Annotated in this window: 22 protein-coding genes, 1 tRNA gene and 1 riboswitch; of the genes, 15 read left to right on the top strand and 8 right to left on the bottom strand. The window is 50.6% G+C overall.

From position 1 onward, the window contains the following. The 10 genes from CHH75_RS25075 to CHH75_RS23995 form a co-directional block, all read left to right on the top strand. Positions 1 to 243, top strand: a 243-nt coding sequence (locus CHH75_RS25075; protein WP_217989087.1) for a hypothetical protein, incomplete at its 5' end; no start/stop codon positions are given. Between the two features lie 236 nt (positions 244 to 479). Continuing rightward, positions 480 to 1,937, top strand: a complete 1,458-nt coding sequence (guaB, locus tag CHH75_RS24035) for an IMP dehydrogenase (protein ID WP_095399356.1) — start codon at positions 480 to 482, stop codon at positions 1,935 to 1,937. 245 nt (positions 1,938 to 2,182) lie between these two features. Beyond that, complete coding sequence (locus CHH75_RS24030; RefSeq protein ID WP_176475659.1) at positions 2,183 to 3,526, top strand: D-alanyl-D-alanine carboxypeptidase family protein; 1,344 nt, start codon at positions 2,183 to 2,185, stop codon at positions 3,524 to 3,526. A gap of 167 nt (positions 3,527 to 3,693) precedes the next feature. Further along, complete coding sequence (gene pdxS, locus CHH75_RS24025) at positions 3,694 to 4,575, top strand: pyridoxal 5'-phosphate synthase lyase subunit PdxS (RefSeq protein WP_095399354.1); 882 nt, start codon at positions 3,694 to 3,696, stop codon at positions 4,573 to 4,575. 17 nt (positions 4,576 to 4,592) lie between these two features. Then, positions 4,593 to 5,177: a pyridoxal 5'-phosphate synthase glutaminase subunit PdxT gene (gene pdxT, locus CHH75_RS24020; protein WP_095268168.1), complete on the top strand. Its 585-nt coding sequence runs from the start codon at positions 4,593 to 4,595 to the stop codon at positions 5,175 to 5,177. 93 nt (positions 5,178 to 5,270) lie between these two features. Then, positions 5,271 to 6,557 (top strand): serine--tRNA ligase, encoded by a 1,287-nt coding sequence (gene serS, locus CHH75_RS24015; protein ID WP_095399353.1) that lies wholly within the window; start codon positions 5,271 to 5,273, stop codon positions 6,555 to 6,557. A gap of 73 nt (positions 6,558 to 6,630) precedes the next feature. Next, a tRNA-Ser gene (locus CHH75_RS24010) sits at positions 6,631 to 6,719 on the top strand. Positions 6,720 to 6,816: 97 nt separating this feature from the next. Next, complete coding sequence (locus CHH75_RS24005) at positions 6,817 to 7,158, top strand: hypothetical protein (protein ID WP_095268170.1); 342 nt, start codon at positions 6,817 to 6,819, stop codon at positions 7,156 to 7,158. 113 nt (positions 7,159 to 7,271) lie between these two features. Then, the gene (locus CHH75_RS24000) at positions 7,272 to 7,421 is read left to right on the top strand and encodes a small acid-soluble spore protein P (protein ID WP_095268171.1); all 150 of its coding nucleotides are present in this window, start codon (positions 7,272 to 7,274) and stop codon (positions 7,419 to 7,421) included. Positions 7,422 to 7,744: 323 nt separating this feature from the next. After that, positions 7,745 to 8,821, top strand: coding sequence for a hypothetical protein (locus CHH75_RS23995; RefSeq protein ID WP_095399352.1), 1,077 nt, complete (start codon positions 7,745 to 7,747; stop codon positions 8,819 to 8,821). A gap of 136 nt (positions 8,822 to 8,957) precedes the next feature. Here CHH75_RS23995 and tadA read toward each other — a convergent pair whose 3' ends face one another. Further along, a complete protein-coding gene (tadA, locus tag CHH75_RS23990; RefSeq protein ID WP_095268068.1) occupies positions 8,958 to 9,446 on the bottom strand; it encodes a tRNA adenosine(34) deaminase TadA in 489 nt (162 codons plus the stop codon). A 358-nt stretch (positions 9,447 to 9,804) separates the two neighbouring features. Between tadA and CHH75_RS23985 the strand changes: the two genes are divergently transcribed. Then, positions 9,805 to 12,114: an ATP-binding protein gene (locus CHH75_RS23985; protein WP_095399351.1), complete on the top strand. Its 2,310-nt coding sequence runs from the start codon at positions 9,805 to 9,807 to the stop codon at positions 12,112 to 12,114. A 29-nt stretch (positions 12,115 to 12,143) separates the two neighbouring features. Then, a complete protein-coding gene (rluF, locus tag CHH75_RS23980; protein ID WP_095399350.1) occupies positions 12,144 to 12,845 on the top strand; it encodes a 23S rRNA pseudouridine(2604) synthase RluF in 702 nt (233 codons plus the stop codon). A 114-nt stretch (positions 12,846 to 12,959) separates the two neighbouring features. Here the strand turns inward: rluF and motB are convergent, their stop codons facing one another. Next, positions 12,960 to 13,784, bottom strand: a complete 825-nt coding sequence (gene motB / locus CHH75_RS23975; RefSeq protein ID WP_095399349.1) for a flagellar motor protein MotB — start codon at positions 13,782 to 13,784, stop codon at positions 12,960 to 12,962. After that, a complete protein-coding gene (gene motA / locus CHH75_RS23970; RefSeq protein ID WP_095268071.1) occupies positions 13,768 to 14,568 on the bottom strand; it encodes a flagellar motor stator protein MotA in 801 nt (266 codons plus the stop codon). The genes motB and motA overlap by 17 nt, the downstream gene beginning before the upstream one ends. A 187-nt stretch (positions 14,569 to 14,755) precedes the next feature. On the opposite strand from motA, the gene CHH75_RS23965 reads away from it, so the two are divergent. Both CHH75_RS23965 and CHH75_RS23960 read left to right on the top strand, forming a co-directional pair. Beyond that, on the top strand, positions 14,756 to 15,049 hold the full coding sequence (locus tag CHH75_RS23965) for a hypothetical protein (protein WP_095268072.1): 294 nt from the start codon (positions 14,756 to 14,758) through the stop codon (positions 15,047 to 15,049). Positions 15,050 to 15,155: 106 nt separating this feature from the next. After that, the gene (locus CHH75_RS23960; protein ID WP_095268073.1) at positions 15,156 to 15,473 is read left to right on the top strand and encodes a 4a-hydroxytetrahydrobiopterin dehydratase; all 318 of its coding nucleotides are present in this window, start codon (positions 15,156 to 15,158) and stop codon (positions 15,471 to 15,473) included. Between the two features lie 301 nt (positions 15,474 to 15,774). Here CHH75_RS23960 and CHH75_RS23955 read toward each other — a convergent pair whose 3' ends face one another. The 5 genes from CHH75_RS23955 to CHH75_RS23935 all read right to left on the bottom strand — a co-directional run bounded on the left by CHH75_RS23955 (position 15,775) and on the right by CHH75_RS23935 (position 20,881). Then, complete coding sequence (locus tag CHH75_RS23955) at positions 15,775 to 16,131, bottom strand: c-type cytochrome (RefSeq protein ID WP_095399348.1); 357 nt, start codon at positions 16,129 to 16,131, stop codon at positions 15,775 to 15,777. A 159-nt stretch (positions 16,132 to 16,290) separates the two neighbouring features. Beyond that, positions 16,291 to 16,830, bottom strand: a complete 540-nt coding sequence (locus CHH75_RS23950) for a GNAT family N-acetyltransferase (RefSeq protein ID WP_095399347.1) — start codon at positions 16,828 to 16,830, stop codon at positions 16,291 to 16,293. A gap of 334 nt (positions 16,831 to 17,164) precedes the next feature. Beyond that, a complete protein-coding gene (locus CHH75_RS23945; RefSeq protein ID WP_095399346.1) occupies positions 17,165 to 17,638 on the bottom strand; it encodes a C40 family peptidase in 474 nt (157 codons plus the stop codon). Between the two features lie 4 nt (positions 17,639 to 17,642). Next, positions 17,643 to 17,781, bottom strand: a riboswitch (cyclic di-AMP (ydaO/yuaA leader). Positions 17,782 to 18,050: 269 nt separating this feature from the next. Next, a complete protein-coding gene (locus tag CHH75_RS23940) occupies positions 18,051 to 18,878 on the bottom strand; it encodes a hypothetical protein (protein WP_095268077.1) in 828 nt (275 codons plus the stop codon). 11 nt (positions 18,879 to 18,889) lie between these two features. Next, positions 18,890 to 20,881 (bottom strand): M1 family metallopeptidase, encoded by a 1,992-nt coding sequence (locus tag CHH75_RS23935; protein WP_095268078.1) that lies wholly within the window; start codon positions 20,879 to 20,881, stop codon positions 18,890 to 18,892. Between the two features lie 149 nt (positions 20,882 to 21,030). Between CHH75_RS23935 and CHH75_RS23930 the strand changes: the two genes are divergently transcribed. After that, positions 21,031 to 21,543 (top strand): YwhD family protein, encoded by a 513-nt coding sequence (locus tag CHH75_RS23930; RefSeq protein WP_095268079.1) that lies wholly within the window; start codon positions 21,031 to 21,033, stop codon positions 21,541 to 21,543. Positions 21,544 to 21,626 lie beyond the last annotated feature (83 nt).

Genomic DNA, 21,626 nt, shown 5'->3' with positions numbered 1-21,626 from the left:
GGCGAACAACCGAACAAGCTCGTTATCGATTCGTCGATAGCGAGCTTGTTTTTTGTCTTTCCTTTTGGCATAAAGCTATTCGTGAATCTCATGTTTGCTGTGATGAAGTCTATCTTGCCTGCTTCTGCAGGTCATCCGGACCGTTTTAATGCATTGCACGCTGGGCATACTAAAGCAGCTTTACCGAGTGGTCCCAACATTCCTCACCGAATGGTGTTTTGTATATGTACAGCATTTAATTAGTTGTTATGTAAGGATATGGACGGACTTTGTCCGTTCACGGTAGACACGGATATTGCCCTGAATGGATGGTGCAGCTATGCAGAAAAAGGTCTGTTCCAATGCCTTGACAGCCTATAGGCCCTTTGCTAAGATTGCAATAATATATTTCTGAAAATACAGAAAACGCCGTCCCATCCAGCCTTGAAACTATATTTAAAGTCCGCCGGAAGACGACAAACAAAGGAGGAATAACCCAGGTGTGGGAAGATAAGTTTAGCAAGGAAGGCTTTACTTTTGACGATGTATTATTGGTTCCTAGAAAATCCGAGGTACTCCCTAAGGAAGTGGATGTGACCACAAGATTAAGTGAACATGTGAAGTTGAACATTCCATTGATCAGTGCCGGAATGGACACCGTTACAGAGGCGCCTCTGGCGATTGCCATTGCTAGAGAAGGTGGAATCGGTATCATTCATAAAAATATGACAATCGAACAGCAAGCGGAGGAAGTCGATCGGGTGAAGCGCTCAGAGAGCGGCGTCATTACGAATCCATTTTCCCTTCGGGCTGACAACCTGGTAGCTGATGCTGAGAAACTGATGGGCAAATTCCGGATTTCCGGTGTGCCAATTGTTGATGAGCATAATAAGCTGATCGGGATTTTGACGAATCGTGACCTCCGTTTCGTCCACGACTACAACACCGTGATCCGCGATGTAATGACCAGCGAGAATCTGGTCACTGCTCCGGTTGGCACAACGCTGCAGGATGCGGAGTCGATTCTGCAAAAGCATAAAATCGAGAAGCTTCCTCTCGTGGATGAGAGCAACGTCCTGAAAGGCCTTATTACGATCAAGGACATCGAGAAAGCAATCCAGTTCCCGAACGCCGCCAAGGATGCGCAAGGTCGTCTGTTGGTGGGCGCTGCCATCGGTATCTCCAAAGACACCTTTGACCGTGCAGAGGCGCTTGTTCAGGCAGGCGTAGACGTGATCACGGTGGATTCGGCTCACGGCCATCATATTAACATTATCGAGGCTGTGCGCAAGCTGCGTGAGCGTTATCCGGATCTTACGATCATTGCTGGTAACGTGGCGACAGGTGAAGGAACTCGCGAGCTGATCGAAGCCGGAGCATCTGTAGTAAAAGTCGGCATTGGACCAGGCTCCATCTGTACAACCCGGGTTATTGCTGGTATCGGTGTGCCGCAAATTACAGCCATCTATGACTGTGCTACCGTAGCGAAGGAATACGGTATTCCGATTATTGCTGACGGCGGTATCAAATATTCCGGTGAGATTACGAAGGCAATCGCCGCAGGCGCACACGCCGTCATGCTGGGCAGCATGTTTGCCGGCACGGAGGAAAGCCCTGGTGAATTCGAAATTTACCAAGGCCGTCGCTTCAAAGCTTATCGTGGTATGGGCTCCATGGCTGCTATGAAGCAAGGCAGCAAGGACCGCTACTTCCAGGAGGATGACAAGAAGCTGGTTCCTGAGGGGATCGAAGGTCGCGTAGCTTATAAGGGGCCGCTTGCGGATACAATCCATCAGCTGATCGGCGGTCTGCGCTCTGGTATGGGTTATTGCGGAACGAAGGATCTGGAAGAGCTTCGTAACGATACCCAATTCGTTCGCATCACGGGTGCGGGTCTTCGCGAGAGCCATCCGCATAACATTCAAATTACGAAGGAAGCGCCTAACTATTCCTTGTAAGAAGGAGCCTTTTGATGTTTTACTCTCGGGTTAACAGCAGATTATACATCAACTGCGAATATATGTAATTTATTTCCTCGGACAAGCCTGCCGGATTTCGGTTGGCTTGTCTTTTTTTGATACCCCCCCTATGATAGAATAGAACAAGCAATTGACTTATTGAGAATTAGAGGGGAGTAATTCCATTGATAGAGAAGTCTGCAAGAAAGAAACGTAAAATCGTACAACGAACTATAGCATCCTTGATGCTCGTTAATATATTGGGCTTTTCCACCGTCCCGGCCGTATCTTTCGCCGCGTCCCACCTGGTAGCGACGGCGGAGACGACAAGCACCGATGAAACGGAAGCGACGACTACGACCAATTCGAAGCCAGACAAGGTACCATCCATAGATCAGCTCGGGCTCGAAGTGAAATCCGCTGTGCTGCTGGAGCCAACCACAGGTCAGATACTGTTGAACATCGACGCTGACGTGGCGTTGCCACCCGCCAGTATGACGAAGATGATGACAGAGTATATTGTGGCTGAGCAGGTGAAGCAAGGCATCATCTCTTGGGATGATGTCGTCACGGTGCGGGAGAATGCAGCTAAGAGCGTAGGCTCCCGCATCTTCCTTGCTGAGGGCGATCAGCATACGGTAAGAGAGCTGTACATCGCGATGGCGGTAGGCTCGGCGAACGATGCGACGGTTGCCCTGGCGGAGTATGTGGCAGGCACCGAGGCAGAGTTTGTCAACATGATGAACGAAACCGCGAAGCAAATGGGAATGGAAACGGCCTTTTTTATTAACTCAACAGGTTTGAGCCGGGCCGATATGCCAGAGAAATTCCGTCCACAAGAAGATCGCGAAACGGTGATGTCCGCCATGGACGCCGCACTTCTTGTTAAACACATCGTCATGGACCATCCGGATTTTGCCGAGTTTACGGCGATTCCGTCCTATAAGTTTCGTGAACGGGATAAGGATCCAATCATTAACTACAACTGGATGCTGGAGTCCAACAAGGATATTACCAACTTTAAAGCTTATGCCTATGAAGGCCTTGATGGTATGAAGACCGGACATACGTCGGCAGCAGGATACTGCTTTGCAGGGACGGCTGAACGGGATGGCATGCGTCTGATCAGTGTGGTGATGGGGACTAAATCGGAAGGCGCTCGTTTCCAGGAAACACGCAAGGTGCTGGATTACGGCTTCGACAATTTTGAAATCAAAGAGGTTGTACCGGCACAATCGACGGTAGAAGGTTTTGAGAATATCCAGGTCAGCAAGGGCAAGGCTACAGAAGCTGCCATTGTAACGGACAAGCCGGTAAGCTTCATGCTTCCTAAAGGATCGAGTGGTGCTAACATCAACTTTGAAGCGACCATCGACAGCAACAATCTGACGGCGCCAGTTGCGAAGGATACAAAAGTAGGCACCGTGACATACTCTTATACAGTAGAAGGTATGGACAGTGAGCAGACGGTAACGGTCAATTTGATTACAGCTGACGAGGTTGAGAAGGCGGGATGGTTCAAGCTGTTGATGCGTGCAATCTCACAGTTCTTCGCAGATCTGTTCGAATCGATCAAAAATCTTTTTTAACCGAAACGTATAAATCCCGAGTAAATGGGTTGTATATTTGAGTTGATTGGGGTAAAATATCAAGTTAGATTCATGGACAAAGTTACGGACAGCGTGATGAATTAACATACCACTGGCATCGCTTGTGGCGATTCAGATATATCGTATTATTCGGGAGGCTAGGGCATATGGAAACAGGAACAGCTACTGTAAAAAGAGGCATGGCAGAAATGCAAAAAGGCGGCGTCATCATGGACGTCATGAACGCAGAGCAAGCGAAGATTGCCGAGGCTGCTGGCGCAACTGCCGTTATGGCACTGGAAAGAGTCCCTTCTGACATTCGTGCGGCAGGCGGCGTGGCTCGCATGGCGGACCCTACCATTGTGGAGGAAGTCATGAAGGTCGTATCCATTCCGGTAATGGCTAAAGCTCGTATCGGTCATTATGTCGAGGCGAAGGTACTTGAGTCTCTCGGTGTTGATTACTTGGACGAGAGCGAGGTCCTGACGCCGGCTGATGAAGTTTTCCATATCGATAAATGGGATTTTACCGTTCCTTTCGTGTGCGGCGCCAAGGACATCGGTGAAGCGCTCAGACGGATCGGTGAGGGTGCATCCATGATCCGTACGAAGGGTGAGCCGGGAACAGGGAACATCGTGGAAGCTGTTCGTCATATGCGTCTGATCAACAGCCAAATTCGTAAAGTGCAGAACATGTCGAAGGACGAGCTATATGCCGAAGCGAAGAATTTGGGTGTATCCTATGATCTGCTGAAAACTGTACATGAATCGGGCAAGCTGCCTGTCGTGAACTTCGCTGCTGGTGGAATTGCAACGCCTGCGGATGCGGCTTTGATGATGCATCTCGGGGCAGACGGCGTATTCGTAGGCTCCGGTATTTTCAAGTCCGACAATCCGGAGAAGTTCGCTCGTGCTATCGTTGAAGCTACCACACATTATGAAGATTATAAATTGATTGCCGAGGTATCTAAAAACCTGGGCACCCCGATGAAAGGCATCGAGATTTCCAAGCTGTCGCCTGCTGAGCGGATGCAGGATCGCGGTTGGTAAGAGAGAGAAGGGGTAACATGAAGATCGGCGTACTGGCACTGCAGGGTGCCGTTACAGAGCATATTCGCAGCATATCGCTTGCTGGTGCCGATGGCGTTCCAGTCAAACGGGTGGAGCAGCTGGAGGATTTGGACGGGCTGATCATTCCCGGAGGAGAAAGCACTACCATCGGCAAGCTGATGCGCAAATACGGATTTATGGAAGCCATCCGGCAGTTTTCAGAGCAGGGCAAGCCAATTTTCGGAACATGCGCAGGACTGATCGTGCTGGCTGAACGGATTGACGGCCATGAGGAAGCTCATCTGAAGCTGATGAATATGACCGTGGCCCGCAACGCTTTTGGCCGGCAGCGTGAAAGCTTTGAGACCGATTTGGTTGTGAAGGGTATTGACGAGCCCATACGCGCGGTATTTATCCGTGCTCCCCTGATTATGGAGGTAGGGTCGGACGTCGAGGTGCTGTCGACCTATAAGGATGAGATTGTGACCGCGCGTCAGGGGCATCTTCTGGCTGCATCCTTCCATCCGGAGCTGACGGATGATTTCCGATTGCATCAGTATTTTATTGAGATGGTGGAAGCAAGTCGAACTGGTGTACAATAAAAGAATAGAGAAAACATCTTGACTCTTGTTGCAAGAGTCAAGTTTGTTTTTCTTAAACAAGTGGAATTTGGATGTTATTTAGGAGGGTTTCCCGTGTTAGACGTAAAAATATTGCGCAACGACTATCACCGCGTAGAGGAAGCATTGAAGAACCGCGGCAAATCGCTTGATTTGATCTCGGATTTCCCCGAGCTGGATGCACGGCGGCGTGAGCTTCTCCAGGAAAGCGAGAACTTGAAGAACCGGCGGAATACGGTATCAGCTGAAGTGGCGAGATTGAAGAAGAACCGTGAAAATGCAGACGATCTCATTGTAGAAATGCGTGAGGTGTCCGACCGTATCAAAAGTTTGGATGAAGAGGTTCGTGAGCTTGAGAACCAGATTTCCGAGCTGACGCTGGCCATTCCGAATATTCCTCATGAAAGTGTGCCGGTCGGGGCTTCCGAAGAGGAGAATGTAGAGGTTCGCCGCTGGTCCGAGCCGCGGACGTTCGATTTTCAGCCGAAGGCTCACTGGGAAATTGCCCAAAGTACGGACATTCTTGATTTTGAAGCAGCAGGCAAGGTCACAGGCTCTCGATTCACGTTCTATAAAGGACTCGGAGCTCGACTTGAACGCGCGCTGATTAACTTCATGATGGACCTGCACAGCGATAAACACGGTTATGAAGAAATGCTTCCTCCCTATATCGTCAACCGGGACAGCCTGTACGGAACAGGCCAACTTCCTAAATTTGAAGAGGATCTGTTCAAGCTGAGCGACACGGATTACTATCTCATCCCGACGGCGGAAGTGCCTGTTACAAACTATCACCGCGAGGAAATTTTGAGCGCTCAAGAATTGCCAAAGTATTATGTGGCTTACAGCTCCTGCTTCCGTTCTGAGGCGGGTGCAGCCGGACGTGATACGCGAGGCCTGATTCGCCAGCATCAATTTAACAAGGTTGAAATGGTGAAGATAGTACATCCGGATCAATCTTTTGAAGAGCTTGAGAAGATGACTGCAGATGCAGAACGTGTACTTCAGCTTCTGGAGCTTCCATATCGCGTGATGCTGCTGTGCACGGGCGACATGGGATTTGGTTCCACGAAAACCTACGACCTGGAGGTATGGCTGCCGGAGAGCGGGATGTACCGTGAAATCTCTTCCTGCTCGAATATCGGGGACTTCCAGGCCCGCCGCGCGAATATTCGTTTCCGCCCGGAAGCGAAAGCGAAGCCGGAGTTCGTGCATACCTTGAATGGATCGGGGCTTGCCGTGGGTCGGACGGTAGCGGCTATTCTCGAGAACTACCAGCAAGCGGACGGCAGCGTCGTAATTCCGGAGGTTCTTCGTCCTTACATGGGCAATGTGAATGTGATTGCTCCGAAGGATAAATAATATTTGATAATTGTTGTCGTTCTGTGGTATAATGATCTTCGCATGTGATTCATGGAAGAGCTTTATACCACTTGGAGAGGTACCGAAGCGGTCATAACGGGGCGGTCTTGAAAACCGTTAGGGGGCAACTCCACATGGGTTCGAATCCCATCCTCTCCGCCATACATATGTAGAGTAAGCTGTTCCCTTCGGGGGACGGCTTTTTTTGTATAAAACAACATGCATCTCCGCAATTTATAAGGAAGGGGAGGTGTGAATGATGAACTCAGAGCTGAATGTAAATCAGGAAACGCTGGTCAGTGCCTGGCAAGAAAGACTCGGGACGATTCTGAAGCCAGGAGACCGGGCCGAGGTAGCTGCAGACGAAGGGAATCCTCAAGCTGTCCGGATCCATATTGATACGGCAGGGAGACAGGACTATTCATTCGACTTTCAATGCACCTACGTGGATTCCAGGGAAGTGAGAGTGGATCTGGTCGATGTGGAGCGAGCGGGCGCTACGACGGATGAGCGCAACGAGAACATTCAAGGGATGGTTAGTGATTACACACGTCACATTCATGAATGCGCACAAGCGCTTCAGCAAATCACACATCACTGACCGGGATCGTTGATTATAGGACCCAGGTCCTGATCATGCCGGCAAGGTCGACACAAGGCCAGGCAAACACCTGGGAAGGCAGCTATCCCAGCAATTGAAATGGAGGTCATGGCATGAGCAAACCGAAATCTGTTCCGGTGCCGGAGGCGCAGGAGCCAAAGCGCGAGCGTGAGGAACAGCATCGTGGTGGGCAAGAGCCGCTGTCCGGATCGCATCGTGCGAAAATTCGCAAGCAGTCGGGTAACTTTAATCCAGAAGGGTAGGCTCGATGCAGAGCCGGCTGTATGAGGAGAATAACAGAAGATTGGAGCTTCCTGCGATCGTGCGGGAGGCTCTTTTTCGTCTAATGAGAAAAAGCCTGATTTTTTTCTGAAACTCTTTCTGACTCCACCTCGTATAAAGGGGAAAGTGTTATTCAAAGGGCCCTTACAAATAACACGACATCATTTGGAATAAAGAAGTTTGATTTCAAAACAACTGAGATATTTCAGAAAAAATTCCAAATAGTGTTTCTCAATCTGACAAAATAGGTTATGATGAAAAGGTCTGTTATTTTTTTCTTAAGATCTAGAGGGGAGAGTTTTTAATGAACAAGAAGTTAGTAGCCATTATGTTAACGCTGCTACTGTCCGTAACAGTCGTTCTCGCTGGCTGCGCCAAGAAAGACGAGCCGAAAGCTGCTATGGTCAATTCACTGAAGAGTGCAACAGCAATGACTTCCTATGAGATGAGCAGCAAATTCGTCATTGAGGATCTGGTAATGAACATTGCCGAAATAAATACTGCAGATGCGGAGCTTGCTCTTAATGTCCTGAAGAATGCAGAAGTCACGCTGGATGGGGTATACCAAGCCGATCCGATGCAAGCCGAGTTTAAAATGGGAATTAACTTGAAGGGCGATATGGCCATGTCCTTCAATCTGGATATGGTGATGACGCAGGAGAAAATCTATGTGAAGGTTCCGAATATCCCGATGCTGCCGCTGCCTGAAGAAGTTGTAGGCAAATTCCTAGTTCTTGATCTGAAGGAGCTTGCTGAGGAAGCTGGGGAATCCTTCAATCCGGCCACACTGGATGCGAAGAAATCCCAAGAGTTCTCGAATGAAATCCTTGAAGCATTCATGAGTGAGTTTGACGAAGAGAAATACTTCAAAGAAATCGCGGCATCCGATGTTAGCCTTCCAGAAGGCATTGAGACGAAGCAAATCATTCAATTCTCCATTAATAACGACAATGTGAATGAAGCTGTAGAGCTGATCGTCAACAATGTGCTTCCTAAGATCCTTGACATCATTGCCAAGGAAGAATATCGTGAACTGGTCGGTCTGACGCAAGCAGAGATTGATGAAGCGAGAGAATCCATCACTTCGGTGAGTCAAGAAGATCTGAAGATCGCACTTGAGGAATTGAATGAGTTTCTCGTGATCAACAGCTTCAATATCAATACCGCTATCAACAAAAAAGACTTCCCTGTATACCAAGATGTGACGGCTGACCTGGTCTTCAACGATCCTGAGTCCAGCGACAACATGAAGCTTGTATTCAAAGGAAGCTCTCATTACACGAAAATCAATGAGACAGCAGAATTTAAAGTAGGCATCCCACAAGATGCTGATGTTGTTACCATGGAAGAATTCGAAGAGGCAATGTACTACGGGTATTAATTCTCTTTATTCGTTTTCATTGCAGCGAAAGCCCGGTCTCCACAGAGACCGGGCTTTGCTGTCACTATACATAACCAAAGGGCTTGTCTAGGTGGCCGAGGGGCCACTTGGCTGTGGATAACCACAGATCAACATGCTAAGCTTTACCACGCAGTTTGCGGAAAAACTGGGTGAGCAGAGCGGCGCATTCAGCTTGAAGAATGCCCTCCACGACCATCGTGCGATGGTTAAATCGCGGCTCTTGAAGCAGATTCATCAAGGTGCCTGCGCAGCCGGCTTTGGGGTCTCTCGTGCCGTAGATGACCTGAGGAATGCGGGATTGTACAATCGCACCGGCACACATCGGACAGGGCTCCAGGGTGACGTACAGGCTGCAATCCAGCAGACGCCAGGCTCCGAGCGTGCGGCTGGCCTCACGGATAGCTACCATCTCCGCATGGGCGGTTGCATCGAAGGTGGTCTCGCGAAGATTGAAGCCGCGCCCTACAATTTCATCTCCGCGGACAATGACGGCCCCGATCGGGACCTCACCGCGTTCTTCTGCTTTTTGCGCCTCTTTAATGGCTTCCTGCATCCAATATATATGTTGATCTTTATCCACAGCAAGCGAATCCGAAAATGACATGAAACTCTAGATCTCCCTTCGATTATACGTCAATAAGCTGTATTTTCTTCTATTATACAACGAACGTTCATTCGTTTGTTAACATGTTGTGGACATATCTGTGGATAACCGCCTGGTTATGCACATAGTTATACACATTATCCCCAAGGTGGTTGTGTATTTGTGAGTAACTTGTGGACATCGGTAGTGAAATTATCCGTTTTTCCACCTTAACCTATACCCCGAAGGAGCCGAAAATCACACTGTAGCCGTTTTTGTAATTCGGACGAAATTCTTTTCAAACGTACCTGATCAAGGTATCATGGGGTTAATAGTGCTTTCAGTCGCCTATGGCAACAGCGGAAAGGTGAAGAGGCCATTGTCAATCAAAACAAAACTGTCGATGATCTTGTCGATCTCGGTATTATTTATTCTTCTGCTTAATATAACATTGAACTATTATACAACACAGGAAAATTTGCAGCAGGACAGTGAGGCCAAAATGGTCATGGCCGCTACCCAAATTGCCATTACGGTGGAACAGACAGCTTACAGTTCCGGTTACGTCGATGGTGTGTTTGCCGATATGCTGCGTGTGGCGTCCATCAATGCTGCACGGTCGCTCGATCCTGATATTCGCAACATCACCAATGAAGAGCTTGTTGATTTGGCAGCAGAGCTGGGTGTGACGCATATCTCGCTTCTGGTCAAGTCCGGGAACGATATTATTGTCGCCAAGTCCTCTGCCGAAGAAGAGATCGGGTTATCCACATCCGATTGGGGCTATTGGCATACGGCATTTCAGGAGCTGTTCGAGCACCAGCAGGTGCTGTCGGTGACCCAAGGCCAGAAAGGAGAGAACTTCTGGTCCGGTCCCTTTGAATTTTCCACATCAAACCCGGAATTTATAGACAAATGGGGTTATTACTATGATGGCAAGCGCAACTATATTATAGACCCCTATATACGAAGCTCCAATATCAAGGATTTTGTCAAGGTGACGAGCCCGGATGTTGTCGTTGAAGAAACGATTAAGGCAAACCCTCGTATTCTGGAGGTGACGGGCATTAACCCGGACACGTTCGGTAATCCCTCCATGCGTGAGGACGGGAGCGATGAGACGCATCGCAAACTGAAGAATCGGCCGATCATGTTCGGAACTTATCAATATGGAAGTCTGGATCAGGATGTCGAGGCTGTGAACAGAGCGGTGGCTACCGGGGAGAATGTCGTATTTGTTCAGACGATCCAGGACAAAAAGGTGTTAAAAAGCTTCATTCCCATCAGCTCCGACAACCGGCCAACGAGTGTCATCAGCGTTGTGATGGACTATGAGGCGATCTCGTCAGTCATGCGGGAGCAGATGATCAGTCTCGTAGCGATATCACTCGTGCTGCTCGAAATTGTTATATTCGGCAGCTACATCGTGGCCGGGTATTTCACCCGACCGATTCAGGCGATACTGGGAACGGTCAATGATGTAGCAGACGGCCATTTTGACCGCAGGCTTGAGGTAACCAGCCGTGACGAGCTGGGTCAGCTGGCTGGCCGTATCAACGCCATGACACGCAACTTGGGCCACTACACAAGCCAGTTGAAGCAGATGGTGGACGAGAACCTGTCGGTGAAGGAGTACTTGGAGTCTGTCATTAACCAGACTGCTGATGCGATTCATACGACCGATACGGACGGACGAATCATCAGTGTGAATAAAGCCTTTGAGCAGATGTATGGGTGGAAGGCTGATGAGGTGATCGGCATGAAGCCCGACCTTGTGCCGCCGGAGATGGAGCAGGAAGAGGCCGAGCGGATGCAGCGCTTGCGGGGCGGGGAGCGACTTCCACTGATCGAGACGGTCCGCATGCGGAAGGATGGCAGCCAGATCGAGGTCAGCATCAGCACCTCTGTCGTGCGTGACGAGCATGGCGACATCACATCGATCATCAGCGTCTCCAGGGACGTAACCGAGCGAAACCGGATGGAAGAGCTGCTGAGACGCTCTGAGAAGCTGACAACCGTCGGTCAACTGGCTGCCGGGGTGGCGCATGAGATCCGGAATCCGCTGACGACGCTGCGGGGATTTTTGCAGCTGCAGCAGGAGACGAAGAAGGCCAATCCGGATCATATTGATCTGATGCTGTCAGAGCTGGACCGGATTAATTTGATTGTGAGCGAGTTTTTAATCCTCGCCAAGCCTCAGGCTGTTCATTTCCAGCAGAAGGACGTCAGAGGCATTATGCGCGAGGTGCTGTCCTTCCTGGACACCCAGGCGCATCTGCACGGCGTACAGTTCAGGCTGGATTTTGCGGAGGAGCCGGCGCTTGTCCACTGTGAAGAGAACCAGCTCAAGCAGGTGTTCATCAATCTGTTGAAGAATGCGATTGAGGCGATGCCTAAGGGTGGAGTCGTCCGGATTGAGATGCGTCCCGAGCCGAACGAGCAGGTCAAGATTACGATCGAGGACGAAGGTGAAGGAATTCCGCCGGAATTGATGCCGCATCTGGGCGAGCCTTTTATTACGAATAAGGAAACCGGTACAGGCCTTGGACTGATGGTCAGCCAACGTATTATTCAGGGCCACCAGGGAACGCTTGAAGTAGAAAGCGAGGTCGGCCAAGGGACGAAAGTGGTAATTGTTCTGCCAGCGGCGGGGATTGTCGCGGAAGAGGAAGAGCAGAAGGAATCATGAGAAACTCCGTACAATAAGGGGATGGCATCTTGAGAATTAATAAATTTATTAGCGAGACCGGCTTTTGCTCCCGCAGAGAAGCGGACAAGCTGGTTGAGAGCGGGAAAGTAACCATTAACGGTGTCATTGCTGTTCTGGGCAGTCAGGCAGAAGAGGGCGATGATGTTCGTATAAACGGACAACCGCTTCAGGCCAAGAAGAAGCATGTGTATATTGCTTTGAACAAGCCGGTTGGCATCACGAGTACGACAGAAGGTCATATTAAAGGCAATATCGTGGACTTTGTCGGCCATAAGGAGAGAATCTTTCCGATAGGCCGGCTGGACAAGGATTCGGAAGGGCTTATTCTGCTTACGAATGACGGGGATATCGTCAACAAAATACTGCGCTCTGAAGGCAGGCACGAGAAGGAGTATATCGTGACGGTCCATCGTCCGGTGACCGATTCCTTCCTGCGCGGAATGGCCAGCGGAGTGAAGATATTAGGCGAAATGACGCTCCCTTGCGAAGTAACCCGGGTGTCGGAGCGGGTGTTTCGAATCATTCTGACCGAGGGGAAGAATCGGCAGATTCGCAGAATGTGCAGTGCTTTCGGCTATGAGGTGAGAAGGCTGCAGCGGGTCCGGATCATGAACATCCGTCTGGGAAGCCAGAAGATCGGCACCTGGCGCGATCTAAGCGAACAGGAGAAGAGGGAGCTTGGACGACTGCTTCATTACACGCTGGAGTAACCTGAACAGTCGATGCTCCGGCATCAATATCCGGTCAAAAATAAACCGATAGGCGATAAGCCTATCGGTTTATTTCGTATCTCATCCGAACGAACGGGATAGCGGGTGCAGGGATTAGTTCCCTTCTTCTTCCGTCTCCACTTCCTCACCAATGCCGGTAAAGGTCGGATTGTCCTGATACTTCCGGATAATCGAAACTTCAACGCGGCGATTTCGTGCCCGGCCTTCAACCGTTGCGTTATCCGCAATCGGGTGATATTCCCCGTATCCGGTCGGCATAAACTGCTTAGGATCGAGGGAGGAGTTCTCCAGCAGTATCTTCATAAACTGCAGCGCCCGGTCGGCGCTCAAATCCCAGTTGGACGGGTATTTGCTGTTAGAGATCGGCACGTTATCGGTATGTCCGGCAACGGTAATATCATACCCCGGGAATTTGTCCAGCATTTGTGCGATGGCCACAGCCAGTTCGCGCGCCTCCGGCTTCACGACCGCTTCCCCCGAAGCGAACAAGGCGTTGTCCCGGATCGTGATGACGAGCTGTGACTGGTTCAGCTTGGTGCTCAGCTCAGTGCTAAGTCCATTGGCCTTAATGTAATTATCGAGCTGCTGCTTGAGCCGCTCCAGGTCTTCCTGTTCTTGCCGCTTCAACTCTTCCCGGCGTTTGTTCTCGGACATTGCGGCCGGAGCCGCCTTGAAATCTTCGAGATTGGAAGGGTCCGGGCTCGGCTCCGTTTTGCTGTAATCGAGAATGCCAGTTCCGCCGGTAAAGACAACGTTGAACGCTTCACTCATTTCCTGAAACTTTTTGGCATCGGTTGCGCTCATGGCATAGAGGACAAGAAACAATGCGAGAAGCAGTGTCAGCAAGTCGGCATAAGGCAGAAGCCAGGACTCGTCAGCATGCTCCTCATGCGGCTCGTGTCTAGTCTTCTTGCTCACCAGCACCATCCCCCTTCTGTGCTAATTTGGCGCGTTCTGAAGGAGTCAGGAATACGGACAGTTTCTGGTTGATCGCAATGGTTGAAACGCCGGATTGAATGGACAGCAGACCTTCAACCATCATCAGCCGGATCTCCACCTCCTGCTTGGACAGACGTTTCAGTTTGTTAGCAATCGGGTGACAGATAACATAACCGGTAAAAATACCGAGCATCGTTGCAATAAAGGCCGCGCCGATGGCGTGAGCCAGTTCGCCCATATCTTCCATATGGGTCAAGGCGGCGACCAGACCGATAACCGCTCCGAGTACCCCGAGGGAAGGAGCATACATGCCGGCCTGGGAGAAGATTTGCGCCCCTGCGCGGTGGCGCTCCTCCGTGGCGCTGATGTCCTCCATCAAGACGTCGCGGACAAATTCCTGATCATTGCCGTCAATAATCATCCGCATGCCGTTCTTCAGGAAGGTGTCATCAATCTCCTCGACCTTGCTCTCCAATGCGAGCAGGCCTTCCCGACGAGTGATGGATGCCCATTCCATGAACAGGGAGATCAGCTGCGCCTTGCTCATCAGTTTCTGCTTCTTAAAGGTCATCGCGACCAGCTTAGGCGTCTTCTTAAGCTCTGACAGCGGGAATCCAATGAATAAAGTGGCTGCTGTTCCGCCGAGAATAATAAGATACGCGGCTCCGTTAGCCAAAGCAGAGACGGATGCGCCTTTTAGAACCATCCCGACGATGACGGAGACCAGTCCTAAGACCAAACCAATTAGTGTTGAAATTTCCATACCACACCTCATCCGTGAGAAATAAATAGCGAATCCATTCGTCTTCTACCGTTCTTGTGGAAGAACAGGCGCCGTTCGACGCTTTATCCTATTTATCGTCAGGGAAGGCTTTTTTTTTTAGCCGTATTTTCCGGTATAATAAGATGAAAGGCATACGATCAGGAATCGGCTGAAAGGAGTGATTCATGTGGGTGTAAGGCACGGAAGAGATTACGGTGATATTTTGGCTGATTTGACCGAGGCGGTAGGCCGGATACCGGATAGTTATCTATTTTTTGAAATGGACCCGGAGGACTGGGGTCACCTGGGCCATCAGGAGAAGTCGGAGGTTCATGAGGCGCTGGCTGAGGATCTGTTCTACGCCTTGGGCACCGAACCGGTCATTTCCGTAGGAAGCGGGGTGGTTATTCACGACAAGACGAACTATAGGATCCATGTTCTCATCGGGGATGAAGAGGCTGCTTTCGTAGCCCTAGTGTAGAACCGTTCGGTTATCAACCAATTGAGGGAAGAATACAATAGATGAAGGAATGGCCCCGAGAGAGCAGGCGTCGGCTTGGGGAAGGTATGATGGGGAGGAAGATAAGATGCTTTACACGCAGCAGGAAGTAGAAGCTCATCTGGAGAAGCTGGAGGGCTGGGAGTTTGAGCAGGGGAGATGGATCGTACGGAAGTATACCTTTTCCTCGTTCATGAAGGGAATCGCCTTCGTTGATGAAGTGGCTGCCATTTCAGAAGCATTCGGGCATCATCCCTACATCACGATTGACTACAAAACGGTAACACTGCGCCTCACCTCCTGGGATGAAGGCGGCATTACGGCTGTGGACATCAAGGAAGCGCAGCAATTCAATGAAGCGTACGAGAAGAGCCGCTCGAACGACAGCAGAGACTCCGCTACATAAATCGGGAGGGCGATGGTTGGTTTGTTGTTCAGACCGGCCTCTTGCGCATCCTATATAGAAAGTTTCGGCTAACGCGGCTTATCAAGTGGTGATCGACAATCGGGCATCCAGAATATTCATTCCGGGCATCTTACGACAGTACCTTTCCCTTATGTGACGTTGGCATTGGTAGGGCATGATGGGACAGGCGATTCGTAAGCTCTGCTATCGCGTTCGATCCACATGATCCCATCCAACTAAAAACACGCTTGTACCCGGAGCGAATTCCGGTGCAAGCGTGTTTTGTGCATGGGATTGCTTATTATTTTTGCTCAGAAAGATACAGCGCGATATTGGCGATTTCTTCAGCTTGCAGCTGATTTTCGAATGCAGGCATTTGTCTGCGGCCTTTAGCGATAATGTTGTAAATGGAATTAACATCCATCTCTGCGCCGATTTGGTCAAGGGCTGGCCCCATTCCGCCTTGGAGCTGATCACCGTGGCAGGAAATACAGCTGGCTCTCAGCGTGGCTTCTGCAGCCGCCGCATCCAGCGTTACTTCAGGCATGGTAGGCTTCTCTTCTGCAATTTCAGCTTCTCTTCCTGGAAGCGTAAACATTAGCACAACAGCCAAGGCGCATGCAAAGAAGAACAATCCGCTCATAATCCATTTTTGCATCGTTATATCGTCCCTTCTATGTATACTGCACTTTTTGCACTTACTTCCATTATAAACGAACATCCTATGACATCATAGCCAGTTGTGACAAAAAAAGCAACGTTCAAGGCCGACTTAACATAAAGTACACAAAATTGTGCCATTTGTACTTGCCAACCCTCACATCGTTTGATCCGGTCCTGCGGCGTCCGAATCGGTTGCCCCGGCACTTGGAGCGGGGGTGTACACCATGCAGTGGAACAGCGCCATGCCCTCCGGGGTCAGCCGCTCATACGTATCCGTCATCCGGAAGCCGGATTTCTCGTAAGCCCGAATCGCGCGTTCATTCCAAGCCAGTACCTCCAGGTCGATTTCATCGGCAGGCCGTCTGCGGATCGCTTCATCCACAATCGCTTTTACAAAGGCTTTACCCATTCCCTGGCCGCACCAATCAGGCCGCATGCCAAGCCCGAGCCGGGTGACCTCATGCATCGGAAACAGCTGCCCGAATCCCCACAGACGCTGCTGCTGGTCCAGCACAGATACATATTGCTGCTTACGGATGTCCGGATCGCCGAACTCAATGCCGAGCATCTGCATTTGCTCCCACGGCAGCCAGCCATAAATGTTGTAAGGGGGAGGGTAAGACCAGGAAGTAATCTCGGCGGCGTGTTCCTCGGTCATCGTGACGGTATGAAAGGTTATGGATGGCTCCTGCATACAATGTGCTGCTCCTTTGCTTTTCATTTGCTGCTCTGATCAAACCATGTGATATCTGATTACTAGCATAAACCGGTGAAGGCCTGTTCATACGGCTGTTTCTTTATATTTGAAAACGGGTATAGGAATGGTAGGTAGGAAGCGGAGCGCTTGCTCCCGCAACTTACTTCTGGAACTTACTTCCGAAAAAAATCGAAAAATAAAATGCCGCGATTGGAACTTTTTGACGATCTTAAACGTTATACATATATACAGAACAAGAAAAAAGCCGGCGGATGGATGATCTGCTACAATCCCCGGTCCAGCGGCTTATATGATTCGATATGATTGCTTATTAGTTGTAGTTAGCAGCTACTGCTTTATAAGTGCTTTGGCTCATGACGCGTTTGGCGCCTACATAACGCTTAGCATAGTAATCTTGGCTCAGCGGACTGACAATGACACCGCGCGACGAAGAAGAATGAGCAAACTTGCCGTCACCGACATAAATGCCGACATGAGATACACCTCTGCCGGATGTGTTGAAGAATACAAGATCACCAGGCTTCAGGTCGCTCTTCGATACCGCAGTTCCGACTTTGTACTGTGCTGCGGATGTGCGAGGAAGGGTAATTCCAAGCTTCTTGAAAATATAAGTGGTGAAACCGGAGCAATCAAACCCTTGGGTTGTCGTTCCGCCTGATTTGTAAGATACACCAATGACGGGCTTAATGGCATTGTTGAGTTTGGAATCGGCAAAAGCGCTTCCTGTTCCAAAGCTTAATGCAAGGACAAGGCCGATGGATACGGCCGCGAGTTTCTTCTTCAAAATAAAAAGCTCCTTCCACAGCCTGCGAGGTTAGCTTAAGGGTTCGGTTGAAGGTCACCCTATGATCCCTCTCTAGCGAGATCAATTCACCCAAAACGGATCCCCCGCTTCCCGTAAATGCGGGAATTCGGCTCGATAACATGTTAATTTAAGTTTCACTCTGCCTACACGACGCTGCGACAAGATGACTTGATGACAAAAGTTACAACAAAGATGACAAAGTTGTTACTAACATATTCGTTATTTTAGCAGAGTATTATCAATTTGGCAAACGAGGAAACTATTTTTTTAAACAAAAATCCCTATTTCCAGACAGCTGGAATAGGGATTTGTTGATTTGCAGTTAAAAAATTGTAATTAATTTGGAAACGGCAGCGGTATATGGACAGCCATCGAAGGCATATAACACGGTTCATGTATGGTCAGCGGTACCCGATTTCCATAGATGATATTGGGCGGAGATCGACCAGATGCGGAACAGGCCGTGCAGGAAGTAGGAAGCCTGCTGAATTATAAGAGCAAGCAGCCCTGCCCAGTAGAAGGAGACGGCGCTGAGAAGCAGCACAACCAGCAGCGCTGATCCGCCGATCGTGATCGAGAGCAGGCTTGCCGTGCCGAGCCGCTTGAGACAGGCCACAATTGAGGCGGTCATGCTGACGCTGCCCGTCCGTCCGAACTGCATGTACAACAGGAGCAGCTTCATGAGGTAGGCGTACAGCAGCCAGCCGGCCGCAAAGGGCAGCACACGCAGCAAGAGTGCTGGCTCCTGGATCGAGTTAATCAACAGGGGCAGCATTTTGGGCACAAGCCAGTATGCAGGGGCGAAGGTAAGCACAAGCTCGGCCACATAGAATACGGAGACCGTTCTCCACCATTTGCGGATGCCGATGAAAAAGAACAGCCCTCGTTCCCCCTTGGCCTCCTGATGGAGGTTGTAGAATATACCGGCCTGAATGAGCGGCGTCAGCAGCATACGAATCAGCAGCAGGCCGATCAGCAGCCAGCCGTAGGTATGGACGGTGGAGCTAAGCGACAGGCTCATCTCCCCTTCATAGAAGAACAGGAGCCGGCTCAGCTCGTTCGGAGCCGGATCTGGATATCGCATCAGGAGCGGGACCACGGCGGATTTGACCAGTCGATAAAGACAATAGCCCCATAACAGGCGGTACAGGAACAGCAGAATGATGACATACAACTGATCTTTTACACTGGCCCAACCCTGGCTTGCATAGCTTTTCATGTTTTCCCCCCTCACCATGACAGGCTGCCGAACAGCGTCTCCAGGAGCTTGGTTACGCTAAGGTTCCAGCGTGTGACCGTCTTCGGATCCATTCCCGTCCGCATATAGTTGTTGATATGGTTGTTCTCCAGCACGATCGTATATTTCGGATCCACCATCGCCCAGGATAGCGGGGAGCTGTACTCGAGCTTGTACGTGACGTGGCCGTCCTGACCGCTCCATACCTTCTCCAACGTCTTCCCGTCTTCAAAAGCAAACACAATCGGCACATTGGCGATATCCCCGTCTCTGCTGGTAATCTTCACGATCGATTCGTACTTCGGCTGCGCCTCCGAGCCCTTGTTCTTCACCTGAATATCCTCAATGGCGATATCGGCCATCTGGCTACCGTATACGTACTGATCGAAGTACGACTGCCAGGACGTTTTCGTCACCTGCTCCACGACCTTTTGAAAGTCAGCGGTGGTCGGGTGCTTGAATCTGAATTTTTTGGCATAGGTGAGCATAATTTTGTTCATCGTCTGGGTTCCGACCTGCCGTTCGATCCCTTGCAGCACCAGCTTGCCCCGGGTGTACACATTCTGGGCATAGTGCTGGTGGGAATCGTATTTCCAGGCTTCCTGCTTCAGCGGAGCCGGGGTAGTGATGGAGGCGGCCTGAGCGGCGGTGTTGGCGGTGATGCCATACTCCTGCTCCATGACCTTCTCTTCCGCATAGGAGGCAAAGGCTTCATCCAGCCAAGCCTCTTCAAATTCATTACTGGCGATCATGCCGTAAAAATATTGGTGAGCAATTTCGTGAATCACGGTTCGCTCCAGTTCATAGCCCGGCGAGTCATTCCTGGCCCCGAAGGCGGTGACCAGCGTTGGATATTCCATTCCGCCCGCGCCATTGCCGGCTTCCGGCGGGACGACGATGGAGAGGGTGGAATACGGATAGGAGCCGTACCATTTACCGAAGGAGCCCAGCGCCGTCTTGGCAGCGTCAAAATATCGCTCCTTTAAATGCTGATGCGCCGGGTCGAGGTACAGCTTGATCCGCACCCCGGGGACGCCGGGAGCTGAGAAGGCTTCCTCTGCCGTTACGAAATTGGGGGAGGCTGACCAGGCGAAATCATGCACATCATCTGCGTAGAATTGATAAATCTTCTCTCCGTTGCTCTTCTGCGGGGATTTGGTCGGGAAGCCGGTAGCAGCCACGATGTAGTTTTCCGGCACGCGAATGCGGACACTGTATATGCCGAAGTTGGAATAAAACTCTGAGTTGCCATGGTACTGGTGGAGGTTCCACCCTTCATCGGTTCGGTCGCGAAGGCCAACTGGCTCGTACACAGCGACTTTAGGGAACCACTGACCCGCCATCACAAAATCGCCTGCGCTTCCCATTCTGGCGAATATTTGCGGAAGCTCCACTTCAAATTCCGTATAGAGGGTAATGCTTTCTCCCCCTTTGACCGGTTTAGGCAGACGCAGCTTGACCAGGCTCCGGTCTTTGATATTGCCGTCATCGGGTTGAACATATTGAAGGCGATTGGTCAGCGATAACCCCTCCAGTGTTTTGATCCCCGTGATGGTCATGGAACCGTAGCCGCCTTCGGGCATCGTATCGGAGCGAAGCCGCCCTCCCGATTCCTTCATAAATGTAGTGTCATTGGATGCGAAGGCGTTCGGGTAGAGGTGAAAATACAGCTCGGTGACGCTTCGTTTCCCCGGATGGGTCCAGGTGAGCGTCTGTTTGCCCCTGAGCTTGTTCTCCTCCGGTTCATAACGGACGTCCATGTGATATTCGACGATCCGGTCGCTCAGTGCCGGGGCCGGGCCGCTTGGCTGCGCCTTCGGCGGCGAGAGCGGAGCCTTCTCGACCGCGGCTGAGGAGGGCTTGGCTGCATCGGAGGCAGCAATAGACGCTAAGGGGCCGCTTTTCAGAAATATGGGCATGGATCCTGCAAGCACACCGAGGGCGAGCAAGGATGATAGAAAGACTTTGGCACGTGGTGGGACCATTTGAACAACCTCCCGTTGACAAGCATCTACAGCATGTATATGTTTGCTTTTGGGGGATTATTAGTTAAAATAAAATTATTGAGAAGTAGGTATCACAACCAGGCAGCCGATACGTGTATCGGCTCTTATTATAGGAGGTCTTTGGCAGGATGGAGAATCAGGAGCAGGGCGGCAAGAAGCAGATTGCGTTAAATATCATTAACAGCAAGAGCAAGCACAAAGGATTCGGAGCGGGCTCGATTGATCTGAACAGCCTGTCGCCGGTCATTATTGATAACGGGGAAGCCCGGGTGGATATCGGCGCCATGCACGCCAAGAGCAAGGTGGAAAGAGGCATTCGCTTCTCTGCCAACAAGGAGGATGTGCCGAACGGACGCCAGGTATGGATCGTATGGGTGGCTGTGGACCGGAATGCGGACGGCCAATTTTATGGCGGGATGACGGCTTGTGAGATGCTGATCGACCAGGAGGCTCGCCGGGGATGGAAGATCCTGGCCGACCATGTGAACAAGATGGATTATGCGCTGAAGCGCCGGATCATTCTGGATGGGCTGGGCGATCAGGAGAAGAAAGCGCTGCGCGAGCTGCTTATTTCCCGTAACGAGGAATGGTGGAACGCATCGCCGGATGAAATCAAGCAAGCGCTGGAGACCGCAGAATAAGGATGACGGAATTTATCTCCTTCTATAGAATATAAGGAACTACAACCGGCGGATGTTATCATCCGGCCGGTTGTCAGATTGTC

It is taken from the genome of Paenibacillus sp. 7541, from assembly GCF_002276395.1.
Classification (GTDB): domain Bacteria; phylum Bacillota; class Bacilli; order Paenibacillales; family Paenibacillaceae; genus Paenibacillus_AQ; species Paenibacillus_AQ campinasensis.
Note: the sequence above shows the minus strand (reverse complement) of the source record. Positions and strands in the feature narration are given on the sequence as shown.

Coding starts and splice junctions, on each gene's coding strand:
- CHH75_RS24030 (WP_176475659.1), top strand. CDS start 2,183: ATGCTCGTTAATATATTGGGCTTTTCCACCGTCCCGGCCGTATCTTTC.
- pdxS (WP_095399354.1), top strand. CDS start 3,694: ATGGAAACAGGAACAGCTACTGTAAAAAGAGGCATGGCAGAAATGCAA.
- pdxT (WP_095268168.1), top strand. CDS start 4,593: ATGAAGATCGGCGTACTGGCACTGCAGGGTGCCGTTACAGAGCATATT.
- CHH75_RS24005 (WP_095268170.1), top strand. CDS start 6,817: ATGAACTCAGAGCTGAATGTAAATCAGGAAACGCTGGTCAGTGCCTGG.
- CHH75_RS24000 (WP_095268171.1), top strand. CDS start 7,272: ATGAGCAAACCGAAATCTGTTCCGGTGCCGGAGGCGCAGGAGCCAAAG.
- CHH75_RS23995 (WP_095399352.1), top strand. CDS start 7,745: ATGAACAAGAAGTTAGTAGCCATTATGTTAACGCTGCTACTGTCCGTA.
- tadA (WP_095268068.1), bottom strand. CDS start 9,446: ATGTCATTTTCGGATTCGCTTGCTGTGGATAAAGATCAACATATATAT.
- motA (WP_095268071.1), bottom strand. CDS start 14,568: ATGGAAATTTCAACACTAATTGGTTTGGTCTTAGGACTGGTCTCCGTC.
- CHH75_RS23960 (WP_095268073.1), top strand. CDS start 15,156: ATGCTTTACACGCAGCAGGAAGTAGAAGCTCATCTGGAGAAGCTGGAG.
- CHH75_RS23955 (WP_095399348.1), bottom strand. CDS start 16,131: ATGCAAAAATGGATTATGAGCGGATTGTTCTTCTTTGCATGCGCCTTG.
- CHH75_RS23950 (WP_095399347.1), bottom strand. CDS start 16,830: ATGCAGGAGCCATCCATAACCTTTCATACCGTCACGATGACCGAGGAA.
- CHH75_RS23940 (WP_095268077.1), bottom strand. CDS start 18,878: ATGAAAAGCTATGCAAGCCAGGGTTGGGCCAGTGTAAAAGATCAGTTG.
- CHH75_RS23935 (WP_095268078.1), bottom strand. CDS start 20,881: ATGGTCCCACCACGTGCCAAAGTCTTTCTATCATCCTTGCTCGCCCTC.
- CHH75_RS23930 (WP_095268079.1), top strand. CDS start 21,031: ATGGAGAATCAGGAGCAGGGCGGCAAGAAGCAGATTGCGTTAAATATC.